4 protein-coding genes are annotated in these 20,910 nt (G+C 63.0%); all 4 read left to right on the forward strand.

The annotated features are described in order from the left end of the window. Positions 1-13: 13 nt before the first annotated feature. The 4 genes from CR152_RS18955 to CR152_RS18970 are packed head-to-tail and all read left to right on the forward strand — an operon-like array spanning position 14 to position 20,906. On the forward strand, positions 14-3,142 hold the full coding sequence (locus CR152_RS18955; protein ID WP_099877103.1) for a serine hydrolase: 3,129 nt from the start codon (positions 14-16) through the stop codon (positions 3,140-3,142). Beyond that, a complete protein-coding gene (locus CR152_RS18960; RefSeq protein WP_099877106.1) occupies positions 3,132-9,539 on the forward strand; it encodes a non-ribosomal peptide synthetase in 6,408 nt (2,135 codons plus the stop codon). The genes CR152_RS18955 and CR152_RS18960 overlap by 11 nt, the downstream gene beginning before the upstream one ends. Before the next feature lie 22 nt (positions 9,540-9,561). After that, on the forward strand, positions 9,562-15,945 hold the full coding sequence (locus CR152_RS18965) for an AMP-binding protein (protein WP_208640145.1): 6,384 nt from the start codon (positions 9,562-9,564) through the stop codon (positions 15,943-15,945). Then, positions 15,942-20,906 (forward strand): beta-ketoacyl synthase N-terminal-like domain-containing protein, encoded by a 4,965-nt coding sequence (locus tag CR152_RS18970; protein ID WP_099877113.1) that lies wholly within the window; start codon positions 15,942-15,944, stop codon positions 20,904-20,906. The genes CR152_RS18965 and CR152_RS18970 overlap by 4 nt, the downstream gene beginning before the upstream one ends. Positions 20,907-20,910 lie beyond the last annotated feature (4 nt).

Here is a 20,910-nt window from a genome sequence, read left to right on the forward strand (position 1 = left end):
GAAAGCGAAATCAATGAATAAGGTCGGATTGTCGCGCTTTGTCGCAGTTGTCATCAGCCTGTGCCTCAACCTGAGCGTTTACGCCGCCCCGGCGGCCAACCCCCGGCCCAATCTGAACCAGATGATTGGCGAGCTACGCCAGCGCTGGGACTCATCGCAAGTACCCACCGGCGGCTTGAGTGTGGTGGTCGGCAACGAGGTACATACCCTGCGCTTGGGCAAGGCAGAGCCCGGTGCGTTTGAGCTGGCTTCGTGTTCAAAAGCCGTCACCGGCCTGCTGATCGCGATGCTGGAACGCGAAGGCCGCCTGAGCCGGGATGACGCGATCACCCGCTGGGTGCCGGAGCTGGCGGAAAATCCCAAGACCGGCTATGCGGCGGTACGCCTTAGCAACTTGCTGTCCCATACCAGCGGCTTGTCTGCGGACACGCTCGATCTCCTACGCCCCGACAGCGGGGGCGATGCGCTGGCACGCTTGCCCTTGTTACTCAAGGATGTGCCGCTCGCGCATGCGGTCGGCAGCCGGGAAGAGTACGCGACCTTGAACTACAGCCTGTTGGGCCTGGTGGCGGAGCGGGCAACCGGCAAGCCGTTCGCTGTCTTGCTGCGGGAAAGGATCTTTCAGCCGCTGGGCATGCGGCACACCTTTGTCGACGGCGATCCGGCACCCGAAGCGCTGGAACGCGTCCCTGGCTACAAGATCGGTTTTGCCAGCGCCCGGTCCTATGCGGCTCCGCGCTACCGTCAAAACACACCGGCCGGGTATGTGATCAGCACGCCGGAAGACATGGCCCGATGGTTGCAGTTCCTGCTCCGGCCGACGCCGGCGGCCGGAAGCGATGAGCGGCTGGCGGCGCTGTATGCCGCGAGGGAGGTGGCCAAACGGCCCAGTGCTGTCGGATATGCCTATGGCTGGGACGTGGAAACAGGCAAGACCACAAGCTGGAGTCATCCAGGCCAGAATCCGAACGGTTCGGCCTATGTGGCGTTCGATCCCCAGAGCGGGGTAGGCGTTTCGCTGCTCGGTAATAGCAACAGCCCGCAGGTCGTGGATCTTGGCCGGGCTGTATTCGAGCATCTGCGCAATACCACCCCCCGGCCACTGCCACACCGGCAGGTGGCTGACAGCGGGGATCTCGTTGCCAGTGGGCTGGCCGCGCTGTACTGGCTGGGCGGCTTGCTGCTGTTGCCGCTATGGCTACTGCGCGGCAGGTGGTCGGCGCCGACCGGCAGCAAAGACGGTGGCGAACTCGCCAGCCGGTTGGAAGCGACGATCATCCAGGAAAGCCTGGTGCAATCGGCCGAGAAAGAAAGCTGGCTTGCCTTTACCGGCCGGTTGCTAATCCGCAATCTAGCGCTGATCCTGATGCTGGTAACTGCGCCGACGCTCGCATTGGGGCTCAATTGGCCCAACCTGCTGGTATGGGGACCTCCGAGCCTGCCAATGGCGGCCGCCGGGTTGTTTTTTCTCGCCAATGCCATCAGTTTGTTTTTCTTCTTGGCAGCGCGCCACAGCGACAGTTTCGGCAGAAAAACTTTTTCGTCTCTCATGGTCGCTAAGGTCGTCGGGTTGACGGTGCTGTCCGGGCTTCTCAATTCCGCGCTGATCCTGTGCATCCTTCAGGCCATCGACGGCCGCTCTGCCGGCCTCCTGCCTAACGCCGGGCTGCTGCTGTGCTGCATCTACTTCTATATCGTTTCGCGCAAGGCTGCCGAGCAACAGATCATGCATTTTGGCCATGCCTTCGTCCAAGGTTGGCGGATGGAGATTATCCGCCGTCTGCTGGCAGCCGATTACCGTAGCTTGGAGCGGCTGTCGCCAGGCAAGATCCAGGCCGTGATTGGCGAGGACTCGCAGGAACTGGCCAAGAGCGTGCTGGCCTTTGTGCCGTTCTTCACCAACCTGTTGACCATCATCTTCCTGTTCGCCTATCTGATGGCGTTCAAGTCGATGGCGGCAACGGCGCTGCTGCTGGCCTGCACGCTGCCCATGATCGCCCTTTATTACTACGTTTCCGAACGGGCCGACCGCATCATGCCCCAGGCGCTGCAGAGCCGTAGCGAGTTCATGGATACCGTCGAAGACCTGCAGAAGGGCTACAAAGGGCTGCGGCGCGAAGTGGTAAGACGTGCCTTCTACCAGCATGCGCTAGCGGTGTCCGAGCGCTTCAAGCAGTTCCGGATCCGGTATGACCGCGGCTTCCTTGGCGCTTTCTTTGTCGGCGAGTCGCTGCTAACCACGCTGTTGGTCGCCGTGGCTCTGCTGTTCCCCTTTATGATCGCGGGCTTTGACAGCGTCATCGCCAAGGAGTACCTGATCATCCTGCTCTACCTGATCGGTCCGCTGAATGCGGTGATGGCGGCAGTGCCGGAACTTGTCCGGCTGCAAAGCTTGCGCCGCAGCATGGCCGAGTTCAGCCAGTCGATCCATCCCGCAGCGACCTCCCCGCTGGGGCCGATGCCAGCCAAGATAAGGACGCTGGAACTGTCGGCTGTGCGTTTTCGCTACCCGAGCGCGGGTAACGAGGGGGAGTGCTTTGGCATCGGCCCGGTTTCCCTGAAAGCGGAATGCGGCAAGGCGTACTTTCTGACCGGCGGCAACGGTTCAGGCAAGAGCACACTGGCCATGATCCTTGCTGGCCTGTATGCCCCTGAACAGGGAACGCTGAAGATCGATGGCGCCGTGGTGTCGTCGTGCCAGCTGCAGGAACTGACCAGGACCATCTTCAGTGACAACTGGCTATTGCGGCGGGTGTACGACCCGGCCTTGCTGCAGTTGCGGGCGGCGATCAATCACAACATCGCCGCACTGGGACTGGCCGACAAGACCGCGCTCAATGCCGACGGCACCTTCGACAACATCAGCCTCTCTACCGGCCAGCGCAAGCGCCTGTCTCTCGCCATGCTGCTGGCTGATCCAAGCCCGCTGGTGGTACTCGACGAGTGGGCTGCTGATCAGGACCCGCGCGCCAAGGCAGTCTTCTATCGCGAATGGCTTCCCCTGCTGCGAGCCCAGGGCCGCATCATTTTCGTGGTGACCCATGACGACGAGTATTTCGCCGAGGCCGATGCCCTGATCACCATGAAAAACGGACAACTGATTGAATCAAAAATAGGAAAAGTGGAAAGCCATGCGTATTGACTCTTTGCTGGAGAACCGTTTGGCCCATACGTGCCCTGACCGGACGACGCGGGACGCGGTGCCGGTGGCGGGGCGCTGGGTGCATGAGCAGATCGAGCTCCAGGCCGAAAAGGCCCCTGGCCGTGTCGCCGTTTCTTTCGGCGATCAAGTGCTTACCTACGGCGAGCTCAATGCGCGCAGCACCCGGCTGGCATCGCAGCTGCGTACGCTGGGTGTGAAGAAAAATGACCTCGTGGTCGTGCTGGCCGAGCGCTCGCTCGATATGGTGGTGGGCTTGCTCGGCGTGCTGAAGGCGGGCGCGGCCTATGTGCCGCTGGATCCCTCGCATCCTGCGGACAGGCTCGCATACGTGGTGCAGGACAGTGGCGCGCGCGTTCTTCTAACGCAGACAGCGTTGCGCAAACAGGCGCAGTCGCTTCTGGGTATGCCGAGTGACCCGGAACAGGCCGCCTCGGTGATGCTGATCGACGGCCCGATAGCGGCGTTGCACGAACCAGTGGAACCGGTGGCGATCGGCGGGGAAGACCTCGCTTACGTGATCTACACCTCTGGCAGCACGGGACGGCCCAAGGGCGTGATGGTTCCGCATCGAGCCCTGGCGAACTTCCTCCATTCCATAGCGCGCCGGCCCGGCTTCGATTCGAATGACGTGCTGCTGGCGGTGACGACGATCAGCTTCGACATCGCTGGCCTGGAGTTGTGGCTGCCGTTAGCGCAGGGCGCACGCTGCCACCTGGTCGCCCGAGCGACCGTACGTGATGCCGAACAGCTGATGCGCTGTATCGAACAAGTCAGGCCGACGGTCATGCAGGCGACGCCGGCATTATGGACCATGCTGTTCCTGGTTGGCTGGCGCAATGCCGAACGTTTGCGTGCATTGTGCGGCGGCGAGGCCATGCCGACATCGTTGAAGCAACACTTCGTCGAGACCGACACCCAGGCCTGGAACATGTACGGCCCTACCGAGACGACCATCTGGTCGACGGTTGCGCAAGTGCGCGCGGATCAGCCTGTATTCCTTGGCGATCCGATAGCCGAGACGAAGCTGCTCGTGCTCGACGAGCAGCTTCGCCCGGTGGCCGAGGGTAGCGAGGGCGAGCTGTGCATCGCTGGCGCCGGTGTAGCGCGAGGTTACTGGAACCGTCCGGAACTCACCGTGCAGAAGTTCATCGAGCACCCACTGGTCCCCGATGGCCGCGTGTATCGCACCGGCGACCGCGTGCGTCTGGGGCCAGGTAGTGCGTTGGAGTACATCGGGCGGATCGACTTTCAAGTCAAGATCAGGGGATACCGGGTGGAGCCGGGAGAGGTCGAAGCACTGCTGAAGCAACACCCGGCTGTACGCGATGCGGTCGTGGTGGCACAGGGCGAGGGCGCCGAGAACAAGCGCCTGGTTGCCTTTGTCATCGCGTTCGAGCAGGTGTTGCATCGCCAGACGGAAGGTAGCGTGCTGGACAGCATCCGGCGCTACATGCAGGAAAAGGCTCCTGATTACATGTGGCCGGCCGCCGTCGTTCTCGTCGATCACTTCCCCTTAACGGCCAACGGCAAGATCGATCGCCTGGCGTTTCCCGCGGTTGACTGCCAACTCTGGCAGGGACAGGACTTTGCACTGTCACAAACGCCGCAGGAACAGATGCTGGTCGACGTTTGGGCCGAGCAGCTCGGCATGACCGGCATCGGCCGAAACGCTCACTTCTTCAATTTGGGCGGACATTCGCTGCAGATCGTCAATGTCATGCTGGCCTTGCGGCGGCGCGGGATCGAGGTCGATGTGCATACCTTGTATCAATATCCGATCTTGTCCCAACTGGCCTTGCAATTGCCTCAGCTTGAACGGCTGCCGCAGGTGGCCGGGGCGCCCTCCATGCAAAGCGGCGATCCCGAGACATCCTTGGCGGCACTCGACTCGGCGCAGCGTGCGGTCTTGGCGGCGGCAGTACCGGGAGGGCTAGCCAATATCAAGGAGGTCGGACCGCTGGGGGGGGCGATTCAACAGGGCATGCTCTACCATATGCTTGCCCATCCAGAAGGCGATCCCTATGTGCTATGGCAAGTCATCCGCTTCGAGCGGGAAGATGTGCTGCATGCCTATCTCGATGCGCTGCGGGCCACGATTGCCCGTCACGACGCGTTGCGTGTCGGTATTGTGCACCAGGGGCTGACACAAGCGCTGCAGGTGCTCTGGCGCGAAGCCGAACTGGCGGTCGAAGCATTGACCGGCCATGAGCCGCTGGCCGAGCTCAAGCGGCGCTGCCGTCCCGATCGGCAAGGCTTCGACCTTGCGGTGGCGCCTCTGCAGCGTTGCACGTATTGCCAGGACAGTGCGACCGGCCAATGGGTATTGCTACACCAGTTGCATCATCTGACTGTGGATCACGTTTCCCTCGAGCGCATGCAGCGCGAGATCGAGGACAGGCTGCTTGGGCGCGAACCGGCGCCGCTCTTGCCCGTGTCGCCGTTGCAGATTCTGGCCAGCCTCGAACGCGGCCAGGACTTGGCGGGGCACAAGGCATTCTTCGATGCCATGCTGGTGGATTATGAGCCGGTCCCGGCCCCGCTGGGCATGGCACGGCCGCTGACCGGGAACACCGTCGTGGTCGATGCATGGCGTTCGCTGGCGGTGGATCTCGGCAGCCGGATACGACAGCAGGCGCGAGGACATGGTGTCAGCGTCGCCGCCATTTTCCATCTGGCTTGGGCCAAGGTCGTCGCTTGCCTCGGCGGGCGCGACGACGTGGTGTTCGGTACCGTGCTGGGGGGCCGCATGCAACTGGGCGAAGCCGCCCAGGAAGCGTTCGGTCTGTTCATCAATACCTTGCCGATCCGCCTGCGCATGGAGCAGCAATCGGTGCTCGAATGCTTGTGGCATACCCAAGACGCCCTGATGCAGCTGCTCAAGCACGAGCAGGCACCGCTGGCCTTGGCGCAGAAATCGGCGCAGCTGCCTGGCACGACGCCGCTGTTCACTACGCTGCTCAACTACCGCCACAGTAACATCAACCCCATGCCTTCGGCCGAGCCGTTCAAGGCCGACAAGCCGTCGGCCGTGGCTGGAATCGGCTACTCCGGCATCATCGAACGTACCACTTATCCGGTTGCCGTCAATGTCGACGACCTCGGCGACGGCTTCGCTTTCAATGCGCAGGTCGAGCAGGGCCAGGATCCCGAACGGATTTGCGATTATGTCGAGACGGCGCTGGAGGCCATCGTACGCGCCCTCGACACCGCGCCGAACAGCCGCGCCGGTCGTCTCATGGCGATGCCGATGGCTGAAAGGGAGCGCATCCTGCACCAGTGGAACCGGACGGATGCCGCCTTTCCCGACCAGGCTTGTCTCCATGAACTGATTGAAGCCCAGGTAAGGCGTACGCCGAATGCTGTCGCCGTCGAATTCGGCGGCAATTGCTTGACTTACGCCGAACTCAACCGCCAGGCCAACCGGCTGGCTCGCCATCTGGTGACCAGCTTCGGCGTCAAGCCGGATGCCGTCGTCGGCGTCTGCGCCGAACGCAGCCTGGAGATGGTCGTGGCCCTGCTGGCGGTATTGAAGGCCGGAGGCGCCTATGTGCCGCTGGACCCGCATTATCCCGACGAGCGGCTGTGCTACATGCTGCAAGACTCGGCGCCGACCGCCGTCTTGTCGCATGCGGCGATCCCAGCGACTGTTGCCGCTCTGCTGGCCGGCTATGCTGCCAAAACCGGCGCCACCGTGGTCGATCTTGAAGCCAGCCGGTCGCACTGGTCGGATGTCGACGAGGACGATCTGCCAGTGTCGGAAACCGGCGTGACCGCTTCCAGCCTTGCCTATGTGATCTATACCTCAGGCTCGACCGGCCGCCCGAAAGGGGTAATGAACGAGCATCGCGGCGTTGTCAACCGCTTGGTGTGGATGCAGAAAGCCTATCGGCTGACGGCAGACGACGCCGTGCTGCAGAAGACGCCGTTCAGCTTTGATGTGTCGGTCTGGGAGTTCTTCTGGCCGCTGATGTATGGCGCCCGACTCGTGGTGGCCAAGCCTGAAGGCCATAAGGACCCGCTCTACCTGAGCGGGCTGATCCAGACGTGCGGCATCACGACGATGCACTTCGTGCCGTCGATGCTGTCCGCCTTTCTCGACCACGCCGCGCCGCAAGCCGTTGACTGTTTGCGCCGGGTGTTCTGCAGTGGCGAGGCGTTGCCGGCTGCCAGCGTACGCCGCTTCCGCGAGCGCTTTCCCACGGTCGAATTGCACAATCTGTACGGGCCGACAGAGGCGGCGATCGACGTCACCGCCTGGGATTGTCGCGAAGAAACCGCTCGCGGAGTTATTCCGATCGGGCGGCCGATCGACAATATGCGTATCCACATACTCGATACCTACGGCCAACCCTGCCCGGTTGGCGTCGCGGGCGAGCTGCATATCGCCGGCGTCGGCGTGGCGCGCGGCTATTTAGGCCAGCCCGGCCTGACAGCGGAGAAATTTATCGAGGATTCTTTTCACGCGCAAGGCAGCAGGATGTACCGCACCGGAGATATTGCCCGCTATCTTCCCGCTGGCGAAATTGAGTATGTAGGCCGTAATGACTTCCAGGTGAAGCTGCGCGGCTTCCGGATCGAGCTGGGCGAGATCGAGGCGGCGCTGTCGTCCCACCCGGCCGTGAAGGAGTGTGTGGTGATGGTGCGCCAGGACGTCCCTGGAGATGCCCGGCTGGTGGCCTATCTCGTCGGGACCGCCACCGTTAGCGACGAAGCGTGCGCTCAGTCCCTGCGTGCGCACCTGCGGCGACGGCTGCCGGATTTCATGGCGTCGGCGAGCTTGGTATGGCTCGATGCCCTCCCACTGACCGCCAACGGCAAGCTCGATCGCAAGGCTCTGCCGTCGCCGGCCGATGTCAGCATGCCTATCCCCGCCGGCCAGCCGCTGGCCGATGGCACGCAAACCCGTCTGGCCCGTATTTGGTCGGTCCTGCTCAATCAGGCCGCAATTGGCCCCCAGACCCACTTCTACGAAGCCGGCGGCCATTCCCTGCTGGCGGTGACGCTGATGGCGCGCATCCGAGAGCAATTCGGTCTCAGCTTGCCGCTGAGCGCGATCGTTGCTCATCTCGACCTCGCATCGCAGGCGGCGCTCATCGATGCTGAGCTCGCACAGGGCTTGGCGTCCGCCGATTCGCCCGCACCCCTGCCGGCTGGCGGCCGGATTCGTGCGCTACCGGCACAGAAGGCTATCTATAAGGCAGTTCGGCTCAACCCATCCGACCTGAGCAACAACAGCTTCATCGCGCTGGCCTTCGATGCCGAACCAGACCTGAAGGTCCTGCGCAACCTGTTGCAGACGGTATGTGCTCGCCATGAGGCTCTGAGCGCACGCTTCGTGCTCGAAAACGACGACCTGTACCTGCAGCCGTCGCCCCGTGTCATGTTCCGGCTGGAGAAGCGGCAGACACTGGGTTCGCTCGAAGACGATCTGCGCGACTTTATGCGGCCGTTTTCGCTTGAAGACGGCATGAACGTGCGTGGCCGCTGGGTGACGGACGGGCCGAAACCCGTGCTGCTGCTGGATTTCTCCCACGCTGTTATTGATGGGGTGGGTTTGGCGCGCCTCATGGACGAACTGGCAGCCGGCAGCGACGACGCCCCGCTCAACACCAGCCTCGCTGTCTATTCCGAAGCATTCCACGGCGCCGAGTTTGCTGCCCTGCGCAATGATCACGCCGAGTACTGGCATCACCGGTTGCGGGGCTGGCTCCCGGCGCCGCAACCGGACACCGCTGCGGTTCAAACCCGCAGTTGGCAATTTGCCGTCGGCGCCGCGCAAAAGTCGCAGATCGAGGCACTGGCTGCGCAGCTCAGAATCAGCCTGCCCGAGTTCTTTATGGCGGTATTTCTCGGTCTCAAAGCCCAGCTGGAACGGCAACCCGATCAGCTCGTCTCGATGATCTTCCATGGCCGCGATCAGCTGGCACAGCAGGCGGTGATCGCGCCGCTGATGACCGTCCTGCCCGTACGGCTTGGGTTGCCCGCGGCAATGCTGAGTGCCGCCAGTCTGTGCGAAGTCAGCGCGGCAGTGCGTGCCGCGTGCCGGCATTACCTTTTCGAGGCCGACATGCTGGCCACCCGCTGGCCGGAATTGACGAGGCAGGCGCTGTTCGCGCCGGCTTTCTTCGGCTATTTCAAGCGCGAGGGCTTTACCGGCCGTATCGCCGGCCAGCCGTGCCTGCAACTCGAGACCCCGCTTATCGCCGGCGGCCAAGCGCACTGGAACCTCACTTGCGAGATCGCCGAGCATGCAACCGGCTTCGATGTACGGCTCGAAGCGCTTGCCTATCGCGCCGTGGATAGCACGGCCGATTGGGAGGCGCTGTTCAGGTCGCTACTCGAAGGCGCATTGACGGCAGAGCTCCCACAATCCTAGGCAGAAAAACGCACAAATGTTCATGAATGACCCTATTGCTCTGAATGCAAGAAAACAGGCGCTGAAAGACTACGTTCGCCAGCAGTCGGCAGCCGAGTATCGCGGCTGCCCCTTCTTCACCGTCAGCCGCCAGCCGGCTGGACTGGAACAGCCGGCAAGCCTGGTGTTCGCGCTGCCGCCAGCGCTCAACACGCGGATCTTTACGTTGGCGGCGGCATCCGCCATGCACCGGCAGGCACTGTTCTCGGCTTGCCTTAAGTATTTGGCCTATTTGCACTGCCGGGAGACGGAGGGCGTGCTGGCCTGGGCGCTGAATGTGCCAAGGAACGAAGGCACGCCGGCGGGGCAGCATTTGCTGCCCGCTCTTTGGCGCTTTGCCGAGACCGACTTGGCCCAGCCGGTCAAGTGCTTGTTCGGCGCCGAGCTGGCAGGCTGGAAGCAGGTGGCCGAGCTGACGGCCGACCTGCCGCCCGAGGCGGCGCAGGGAGAACTGTCGCCGTTATCCAAGGTGCTGGTCGCCTACTCCGAAACCGGTGACCCGTTCGATACAGTGGCGCCGACGGACTATCTGTTGGGTATTGGTATTCAGGCCAGGCCGGAAGGCACCAGCCTGCGGCTGCACTTTCCCGGCAAGCCGGTCGATGACGGACTGGCTGCTCTGCTGGCCGAGCGGTTCATGCTATTGCTGCAAAGCATGGTGTTCGAGCCCGGCGCTGCCCTGCGTTCGATGCCGTGGTTACCCGAGCTCGAGCAGCAGCGGATCGCAGCCTTGTCCGCTCCAGTGCCGGCCGGGCCTCTGCCGTTCCAGAATGTGGCGCAAGCCATTGCCGCGTCGTTGCGCGACAGACCCGCAAGGCCGTTCCTGGAGTGTGGTGAGCACGCTGTCACCTTTGCCGACCTCGCACACTACACTAACCGCCTGCTGAACGATTCTGCCTGGCCACAATGGGCCGACATGGGCCATTGCGTGCTGATCGTGGGCCTCAAGGGGGTGGAAACCACGCTAGCGGCCCTTGCTTGCATGCGCATAGGCAAACCATTCTGCCTGCAAGCGCACAACCAGCCCGAATCCCAACTCGACAGTGTGATGGCCTTGCACCAGACCAGGGTGGTCTTGCTGGAAGCGGACTGCCGTGACATGGCTGGCTTCTTTCAGGCCCGCGATTGCCAGGTAATCGTGTTGCCGAGGTATGACACATGCCTGCCAACCGAGGTACCGACGGCGCCGGCAGCCTGGCTGGAAAGCGGCGAAGCGTCCAAGCCCGATGACACCTTGTGCGTGGTAATGACATCGGGCAGTGAAGGCAAGCCCAAGGGTTGCATCGCCAGTCATCGTGCCCTGCTCAACCTGGCACAGGAAAAGCGTGCACTGTACGGTTCCGCCAGATCACGCGTCGCCTCGATGGCGAACCATGCTTTCGATTACTTTGTGCTGGAGTGTGTCGAGGCGATGATGCTCGACATTACACTGGTCCTGGTGCCGGAAGAAGCCCGCATCGATGCGCTCAAGTGTGTCCATTTCTTGAGCGAACACCAGATCGACCAGGTGTTTGTCACCACGGTGCTGGCCGAGGACATCATGGCGCAAGGCGACATTCTCAGCTTGAAGCAGCTGTTTTTCGGTGGCGAAAGTCTACGCAGCTTTCAGAAGCACAACTATCAACTGTTCCATGTGTATGGCCCCAGCGAGACCGGCGTGCTCACCACGTGGGCGCCGATTTACCACAACGGGCAGCGCATTAGCATCGGCAAGCCCTTCGGCGGCTATCAGTGCGCAGTGGTATTTTCTGGCACGGTCGAGCTTTGCCCCATCGGTGTGGCTGGAGAACTGCTGATCGGCGGAGTAGGGGTGGGTCTGGGTTATTTCAACCGACCAGACCTGACTGCAAAGGCGTTCATCGAACTCGACAACGGCAGTTTGCAAGGCCGCTTTTATCGCAGCGGCGATATCTGCTCCTGGAATGTCGACAGCGAGCTGGAAATCCAGGGGCGACGCGACCGGCAGCTGAAAGTGAACGGCTTTCGAGTCGAGCTCGACACTATCGAGAAGTGCCTGCGGGAGCTGCCCGGCATCGCCCAGGCCGCGGTGATCGGTCTGACCGACCAGCGCGGCCATGCCATTCTCGGCGCGCTCGTCGCCGCCGATGACGCCAGCCTGACCGAACAGGCCGTGCGGGATGCCTTGGTCAGCCGGATGCCAACCTATATGGTGCCCGGCCGGATCGCGCTGGTGGCTGCACTGCCGCTGACGCGCAACGGCAAGCTCGATCGCCGGCAGTTCAAGACCCTGCTCGATGACACAGTCGCCAGTGAGGTCGTGCCGCCGCAAGGCGCCACCCAACATTGGCTGGCGGCTTGCTGGGCACGTCACCTGGAACTCGATGCTGCAACCGTATCGGTGGACAGAAGCTTCTTTGCGCTAGGCGGGCACTCGTTGCGCGCGGCGCGCATGCTGGCCGACCTGCGGCAGGCATTGGGGGCGGAAGTGTCTTTACTGGAATTTTTCCGCCATGACAACATCGCGGGCCTGGCGCAACTGGTCGATTCCAGACTGGCTGATCCAGCCAGCGCCCACATTCTCAGCTTTCAGAGCCTGTTGACAACCCTGCCTGCAACCTCGCCAGCCCGAGGCCCGTTGTCGGCGCAGGAAGCGCGCTTGTATGCGCAGTACCGGCTATACCCGGAATCGCGGGCGTATCTGCTGGAGATGGACATTCCGTTGCCGGCCGGGGTGACGGACGAATCGGTGACGCGGGCATTGGAAGCGCTGCTGTCACGCCACGACATTTTACGCACCCGTTATCGGGTTGATCACGACGGCGACCCGTATGCAGAAGTGCTGCCATCCGTGCCGGTCGGGCAGGTGCTGCTGGCCCGTGATGACTGGCAGCGGCTGCGGACACGCGCCTTCATGCTGGAGCAAGGCCCATTGCTCAGGGCCTATTTTGAGGGCGATCCGGCCGACCGCTGCCTGCGACTGCAGATCCACCACATCCTGGTCGACGAACCGGCAACGGTTACCCTGCGCGATGAGTTCGAACGGCTGTTACGCCAGGAGCCTTTGCCGCCCGTCGACCGCGGCTACCGCCACTATGCCGCTGCCTTGGCTGAAGCCCGCCGGCTACCGCTGTGGACCTCGGCCCAGGCGTTCTGGATGGCGTATCTGGAAGGATTGGAGTTCGATCCTTTCGGACATGGCGCCGTGGAAGCCGGTGGCACCATGGCCAGTATCGATTGGCAGCTCACGTCCGACGAACTTGCCGGCGCTACACGGCTGTGTGCCATGCTGAACCTGTCTCCGGCGGTCTTCTTCCTGGCGCTGTGGGGCCTGGTCGTGGCGCGCGAAGGGAGCAGCGATGCATTCTCCGTCTCGGTCGCCAACGCCCACGGCGCCCGGCAGGGGCTCGATACGATTGGCATGTTTGTTTCTCTTGTGCCCTGCGCCTTCCGCTTGGGCCAGAATGGACAAACCTTCGACGAGTATGTCCGACAACTGGCCGATGACCAATGGGCGGTGATGGACAAGCTGTTCTTTCCGGTCGAGGAAGTGTTTCTCCTGCTGGAGCGCGATCCTCGGCGCTTCGGCAACAATCCATTGCTCAATATCGCCTACTCCTATCTGGAGTCACGCAATGTAGAAACAGCCGGCCAGCCTATGGGTGGAGTCGAGGCCCAGGGACCGCTGAGCCTGGCGGTCAACCAGGGCAAGCACGCTTGTGGGTTGGCTCTGGAATACCAGTGCGCCGCCTTCTCCGCGGCGCAGATCGACGCGATCGCCGCCAGTTACCGCGCTCTGCTGCAGCATGTGCTGGCCCAGCCTCCGGCAAACTGGCGTGTCGACACCTGGCTGGGCGCGGGTCAAGCATGGCAACCAGCGCAGCGGCAGGCATCCTATAGCCAGATCGACGCCATCTTGCGCCAGAACTTCCTCACCCTCGGCAACCAGCCGGCCGTGATCGACGACGCAGGTGAAGTGACTTGGCATGAATTTGCCGCCCTGACGGCGGCATATGCCCGACGCCTGAACACCCACGCCATCCGTCGCGCCCTGATCATGGGGCCAACGGGACGGCAAATGCAGGCCTTCCTGGCGGCTTGCTTCTTGACCAGGACCACCTATCTGGCCCTGGAAAGCGGCACTCCCGAAGCCCGGGTGGATGAAGTGCTGCGCCATGCCGGACCGGATCTCGTGATCGATACGTGCCGCGAGACCATCACGCCCGACCCACTGGACTGGCAGGCTTTCGCCAGCGTCAAGCGTTCCGACGACAACCCGATCGCCTGGATCTTGTACAGTTCAGGCACTACCGGCAAGCCCAAGGGCATTTGCGTTGCCGCAAAAACAGTGGCCCAGTACGTGAACTCGCTGACCGAGCGGCTGCAGTTGCAAACCGGGCTGCGGGTCACCCAGCAGTTCTCGCCCAGCTTCGATGGTTATCTTGAAGAAGTCCTGCTGGCCTGGGCCCTAAAGGGTACCAGCCTGGTGGCCGATCGCTATAGTCTGCTGGACGAGCGCAAGGCCCGGGCGTTCTTGACGAGCCGCCGTCCCGACGTCATCTCGGCGGCGCCGGCGCTGCTGGCAGCGTGGAACCGCATGCCGAACCTGGAGCCCCTGCCCAAGGTCTGCATCAGCGGCGGCGACTTCCTGGCCCCCGGCGACATCGGCCAACTGCGCCAGCACATGCAGATCTGGAACAGCTACGGCCCGACCGAAACCTGCATTGCGGCATCGATGGTCGACTGCAGCCAGGCCGCAGCCGGAACGGTCCTGCCGATCGGCTCGCCGTTCGCGCATGTGGCCTTCTCCGTGGTCAGCCCCGAAGGCCGCCGGCTCCGTCCCGGGCAATGGGGCGAGCTGCTGATCTACGGCGACTTTGCCCAACACAACTATCTGGATGACCCCGGACAGACGGCTGCCAGGTTTGGTCAGGACGAGAACGGGCCATTTTTCCGCACCGGCGACATGGCAATGGCCGGCAGGGACGGCCTGTTCTACCTCAAAGGCCGAATGGACGACAGCTGCAAGGTACGCGGCAACTTTATCGGCCTGGGAGAGCTGGAAGGCAAGGCCGGGCAGTATCCGGGCGTGATGGCGGCCGGTGCTGCCGTGGCCTGGGCCGGAACGGCGGAAGCTTGTCTTGTATTGGCGCTAGAAGGCGAGGCAGGCAATCTGGCCGGGTTGCAACAGCACCTGGCCCGCTATTACACCCGCTCACACCTGCCGTCGGCGGTCTTCCCGGTGGAACGGCTGCCGCGTACCGATACCGGAAAGCTGGACCGGCCAGGGGTCGTGGCGCTGTTTCACGCTTGGCGCGAACGCGCCCGCCCGGCCGTAGAGGAAGAATCGCTGGGTGAGGACCTGCGGACCTTGATTGCCTGTTGGCGGCAGTGCCTGGATTATCAAGGACCACTGACGGAAGATTCCGACTTTTTCCTGGTCTCCGGCTCCTCGTTGAGCGCTGTCCGGCTGGCCAGACACATTGAAATTCGCTTCGACGTTGCGTTCAGTCCGGTCGATGTGTTCCGCAACTCCACCGTCGGCGGACAGTGGACGCTGATCGAGGCGCGCCTTCGCATGTCCGGAACCCCTCCTGGCCCAGTGGTCGAGGAGCGCTTCCTGAGTGCTGACCAGCCCGCCACGCCGAAGCTGGTCTTGCTACCGCCGGCGATGGGGAGCTTGCAGGAGCTGCAAGCCCTGGCCGAGCGCTGGTCGGGCAGGGTAACGACATCGGCGCTGACATTGGCGCCGGAAGCTGCGGCCGGGCTGTCGGCGCCGGAGCTGGAAGCGGCGCTGCTGGAGGCCTTGCAGCGCATCCTGACTGCCGATGACGACCGTCCTCTATGGCTTGGCGGCTATTCGCTTGGCGCAGAGATGCTGGCGGCCTTGCTGGAGCGGCATCCTTCGCTGTCCAAAGGCGTGGACCGGCTCATTTTTCTCGATCCAAATTTGCAGACCCGCGTATTCGATGGAGCAGGGCTGTTTCGCGAATTCATGGATTTCTTCCGCGATTTCAATCGAGAGGCCGGTTTGGCTGCCGCGAGGGAGGTTGCCGATGAAGCCGACCTGCGCGAGCGTTTCCCGGCGCTGTACGGTGAGTGGCGCCATTACCGGCTGCAGCACGCCTTCCTGTCCGGCCGCAGTTTTCTGGCCAGGACGCGGACATTGGCATCGCTGGAACCCGAGTTGGCGCTTCTGCTGTCCGCTGATGCGCAGGACGTCGCCGCCCTGCCGCACGAACTGTGGGAGCAGGGCATCGTGCGCCAGTTACCGGGCAGCCATGTCGGTTTCCTGCGCCTGCTCGAACCCGATGTGCTGATTCGCCCGACAACGGGTCAAGAAATAGAACCAGGGTGGGGACAAGGAGCCGCCACCCAATTGCTTGAACAAGGGGAAACACAACTATGAGCGCAGTAATCAGAGAAGATCTCGACATCGCCGTGATCGGCCTCGCTGGCCGCTTTCCTGGCGCCGAAAACTGTCAGGCATTCTGGCGCAATTTGCTGACGGGCGTGGACAGTGTGTCGCGTTTTTCGGAAGAGGAACTATTGGCGGCCGGCCACGATCCCGACAAGATCCGCAACAAGAATTTCGTACCGGTTAACGGCGTGTTGCAGGGAGCCGAGTATTTCGACGCCGAGTTCTTCGGTTACAGCCAGGCCGAAGCCGCGGTGATGGACCCACAGACCCGCCTGATGCTGGAGTGCGTATGGCATGCGCTCGAGAACGCGGGAGTCGATCCCGACCGACGGGGGCGCAACATCGGGCTCTTCCTGGGAGCACGCAGCACGGTGCAGTGGACAATGCAGGCCATGCTGTCCGGGCAGGTCGACAATGTGGGTGGCTTTCTGGCATCCCAGCTGTCGAACAAGGATGCAATGAGCACGCTGATCTCGTGGAAGCTGGGATTACAGGGGCCGAGCTTCACGATGCAGACAGCATGCTCGACCAGTCTCGTGAGCATTCACCAAGCGGTGCAAAGCCTCTTGAACGGTGAATGCGAATTCGCCGTTGCCGGTGGAGTCAGCCTGCTGCTGCCTCAGCAGAACGGTCATACCTACCAGGACGGCATGCTGTTCTCACGCGACGGCAAGACCCGTGCGTTCGACGCCGAAGCCAGCGGAAGCGTGTTCGGCAGCGGCCTGGGCGCCGTGGTGTTGCGCCGTGCCGGCGATGCGATTGCCGATGGCGATTCGATCTGGGCCATTCTCAAGAGCTCGGCCATCAACAACGACGGCGCCCGCAAGGTCGGCTACACCGCACCCAGCGTGAAAGGCCAGGCCGATGTGATTCGCAGCGCACTGGGACTGGCGGAAGTCGAGGCGGCCGACCTCGATGTCATCGAATGTCACGGCACCGCTACTGCGCTAGGCGACAGCATCGAGTTCATGGCGCTGCAGGAAGTCTTCAATGCCAACGGCGTTGCCGATGCCGTAACGCCTAACCGCTGCGCGCTCGGCGCGGTCAAGGGCAATATTGGCCACCTGGATGCCGCTGCCGGGGTGGCCGGCTTCATCAAGATGGTGATGGCACTGCGGTACGGCGTGATTCCACCGACCCTTCATTTCCAGCGACCCAATCCACAGCTGGAATTCGAACGATCGCCGTTTTACATCAACACTTGCGCCCAGCCCTGGACTGGTCGCGCCGGCAAGCCACGCCAAGGCGGCGTCAGCAGCTTCGGCATCGGTGGCACCAATGCCCATGTCGTGTTGCAGCAATACCTGCCGGCCAACGAACAGGGGCCGGCAGCAACCAGCGCCGCTCCGGCACTCCGGCTGTTCCCGTTCTCCGCCCGCAACCCGGCGGCGCTAACCCGACTGTTAGAAACGATGGCGCAGTGGCTGGTGACGCAAGACGTGCTGGACCTGCAAGCCTTGGCGCATACGCTGGCCAGACGGCGTAGCCTTCCCTGCCGCCTGCTGTTGGCGGCCGATTCGCGATCGGCCTTGCTGCAGGAAATCAAACGCTATCTGGCACAGGACGAAGGGGGCAATGCGTTGGCGTTTTTGCGCCCGGCATTGGAATCGAGCTCGTCGGACAAGCTGGAAGCCGTTGCCGGCTGGCTGGGTGGCAAGCAGCGCGACCTGCCTGCCAGCGCGCTCGAAGAGTATGTCGGGCCGCCGCTGATGGACGTGCCGGCATACCCGTTCGAGCGGGAGGCGCATGGCGCCAGCCATATTTCCGACAAGACGTGGGTGCAGATCGCCAATCTTCTCGCAGCGCCGGAAGAGCGCAACCGGTCGAACAACGAGGCAGGGCTGTTATTGCCGTTCTGGCGGCCGGTTCGGGTTCCGGCTGCCGCCACAGCATCGGCTGTCCGTGCCGTGCTGCTGGCCGATTCATCCCTGTCCACGCTGGCCGATGGCCTGGCCGGGCGCCAAGTCGAGACGAGGAGTCTGGACCTGCGGTGCCCGACCGCGCTGCGTTCCGCCTTGAGCATGCTCACTGCCGATGCGCAGCCGGACCGGCCGCTGGTCGTGGCGCTGGCCTTTCCGGCCGAGGCGTTCCTGCTGGCAGACGATTCGCTGCACCTCCTGGCCGAGCTGGGCAAGACCTTGGCGATGATCGATTTTTCCGGTTTCGCGTCGACCCATCTCTACCTCCTGGCGCCGCAAAGCCGCATGACCGGAGAGGCAAGCAGCCAGGCCCGTGCAGTCTTCACCGTGGCGGCACTCAAGGCGCTGGCCCTGGTTGCCCCACAGGAGATCCCCGGCATCCGCTGCGCCTTCCTTGGTATCGACGACGCCGGTTCGACAATGACGCAAGCCGCTCTTGCCGGTCTGCTGCGCGCACCACTACCGGGACCGCTCAAACTGACCGAGGAAGGCCTGTTCGTCGAGGACTTCCGCAGCCCTGATGCGGCGGAGAATGAAGTGCTCGACGCCGACCGGTTTGTAGGCAAGACCTTCGTCATTACCGGCGCCGGCGGCCGCATGGCCAAGGCAATGGCCCTGGTCTTGGCACGGCGCTTCCAGGCACGGCTGGCGCTCGTCAGTCGCCAGCCGGCCGATTCGCCCGCAATGCAGGAACTGCGCGACACCTTGCTGGCGGCGGGGGCCGCGGCAGTCGAGGTTTTCCCATTTGGGCTGACTTCGGCAGCAGAGGGGGTGACGCTGTTCGCGGCGATCCGCGAGCGGCTGGGCGATATCTTCGCCGTGATTCACGCTGCCGGGGTGACCGATGGCGATTCGTTCTCGCCACTGGCCAGCCTCGAAGCCGGTCATTATCAGGCCCAACTCGGCCCCAAGGCACTGGCTGCCCAGATCCTGGCCCAAGTGTTTGATGAAGTTCCAGTCGAGTATTGCTTTGTCACCTCGTCGATGTCCGCCTTCTTCGGTGGCATTGCCCATGCGCCGTACGCGGCGGCCAACCTGTTCTTGGATGGTTGGGGCCAATGCAGGAACCGGCGTCCGGGCGGGACGCGCTGGGTGGTGGTGAACTGGGAAACCGTGCATTTCGAAGAGCGGCCGCAGGGCGATTCCCACGCCTGGGGGGCCAACGAGGTTGCCTTCACCGGTGTTGCATTTCCCGCCTTGTTCGAGAAGAGCCTGCGCGAATACGATGGCGAGAGCCAAAAGATTTTCTCGGCGGGCAGATTCGTGGGCCGGCTGTATGCCTGGGGTGGCCGGCGTGCGCCGGCTGGCGCACGCAGTCAAACGGCAGCCGCCATCAAGCTGAAATCCCGACCGTCGGCCGTGAGCGCTGCCTATCGGGAACCTGGCACCCCAATGCAACGCGAGCTTGCCGCTATCTGGAGTGCGATCCTGGGTGTGGACGGCATCGGCGTGGATGACCATTACATGGAGCTTGGCGGCGACAGCCTGAAAACCATCGTCATGGCGGAGAAAATCTACAAGAAACTAGGCAAGCGCATCGCCATCCAGGCGTTTTTCGCGCAACCGACTATTCGTGAGGTGGAGCGCCAATGCCTGCAGGCCGAACAGGCGCCTTCCCGCTCGGTTTTGCCCGATATCGATCCCGCCGCGCCCATCGTCGCCAGTTCGGATCAGGAACGCTTGTACATCCACCAGAGCACGTTCCGGGATGCCAGCTATAACATGCCGGTGGCTTTCCAGTGTCCTACCAGATACAGTGCGGCTGCCATTGCCGCCGCCATCCGGCAGGTCGCTGACCGGCATCTGGTCCTGAAGTGCCTGTTCGAACACCAGGATGCGAAGCTCATGATGTTGCCTCAGCCCGATGCCGAGATCGATCTTAGCGTGGCGTTTGCCGCATCGACGCAGGCGGAAAACCTTGCCCACCTGGAGCAATTCGCTGCCATGCCGTTCGACCTGCGCACGGCGCTGCCAATCCGCGCCATGCTGCTGGAGTCGGCCGGGGCCGGGCAACCCCACCAAGTGCTGATCGTCGTCCACCACATCGTTTGCGACGCCGTGTCGCTTAGCATCCTGGCGCACGATTTTCAAAGTCTGCTCGAAGGCGCTCCGCTGCCGCCGTTGGAGTACAACTTTGCCGCCTACCGGCACCGGCAGCAGGTGTCCGAAAGCGCGAAGCAGGCGCGCAAGGACAAAGCCTACTGGTTGGCCAACTTGCTGCCGCTGCCCAAGCCACTGGAGCTGCCAATCACGCAAGGCGCGGCCAGCAGCATCGAGGCTGGCAGCCATCGGGGCGTTACCGTGGTCCGACCCGTTCCGGCTGCCATGAGCGAGGCGATTCGGCGTCTGTGCGATTCGCAGGGCATTTCTCCCTTTATTTTCTTCCTCGGCGCATTCGGCGCGCTGATGACCAAGATCGGCCGGACCGATGCCGTGCTCTTCGGCGTTCCAGTCACCGGTCGCAGCCAGCCCGAGGAGCTATCGCTGGTGGGCTATCTGGTCAACATGCTGGCGATGAAGGTGGAGCCGGACCCCGACTTCCCAACGGCGGATTATTTGCTCGACCTGCAGGCCCAGTGGGAGGAGAGCATGCCTTACCAGCGCTGTGCGCTGAACGATCTGCTGGACACGCTGCGCAGCGACCCGTACTGCCAGAACCGGCATGGACGGCATCCGCTGTTCGACGTGGTATTCGGCTACCTGCCGTTCAGCCTGAACGGCGCAGCCGAGGCCGCTCGTGACGACGGTTTCTCTCGACTCGAGCTGGCTGCCGATACCGCCAAGTTCGATCTGTTGATGGAAGTATCCGAAACGAGCGATAGCTTCGATTGCTTGATCCAGTACCGCGAAGGCCTGTTCAGCAAGGCGGTCATAGCCTCCACATTCGATTACTTCTTCATCCTGATCGAAGCAGTGCTGGCCGACCCCGACATCGAGCTTGGTCATCTGCTGCCGAGCTTGAACCCGCAGACCACACAGGCGCCGCCTGTCATGGCCCTGGAAGATGTGGATAAGGAATTCGATTTTTAATGAG

Source organism: Massilia violaceinigra, from assembly GCF_002752675.1.
GTDB lineage: Bacteria > Pseudomonadota > Gammaproteobacteria > Burkholderiales > Burkholderiaceae_D > Telluria_A > Telluria_A violaceinigra.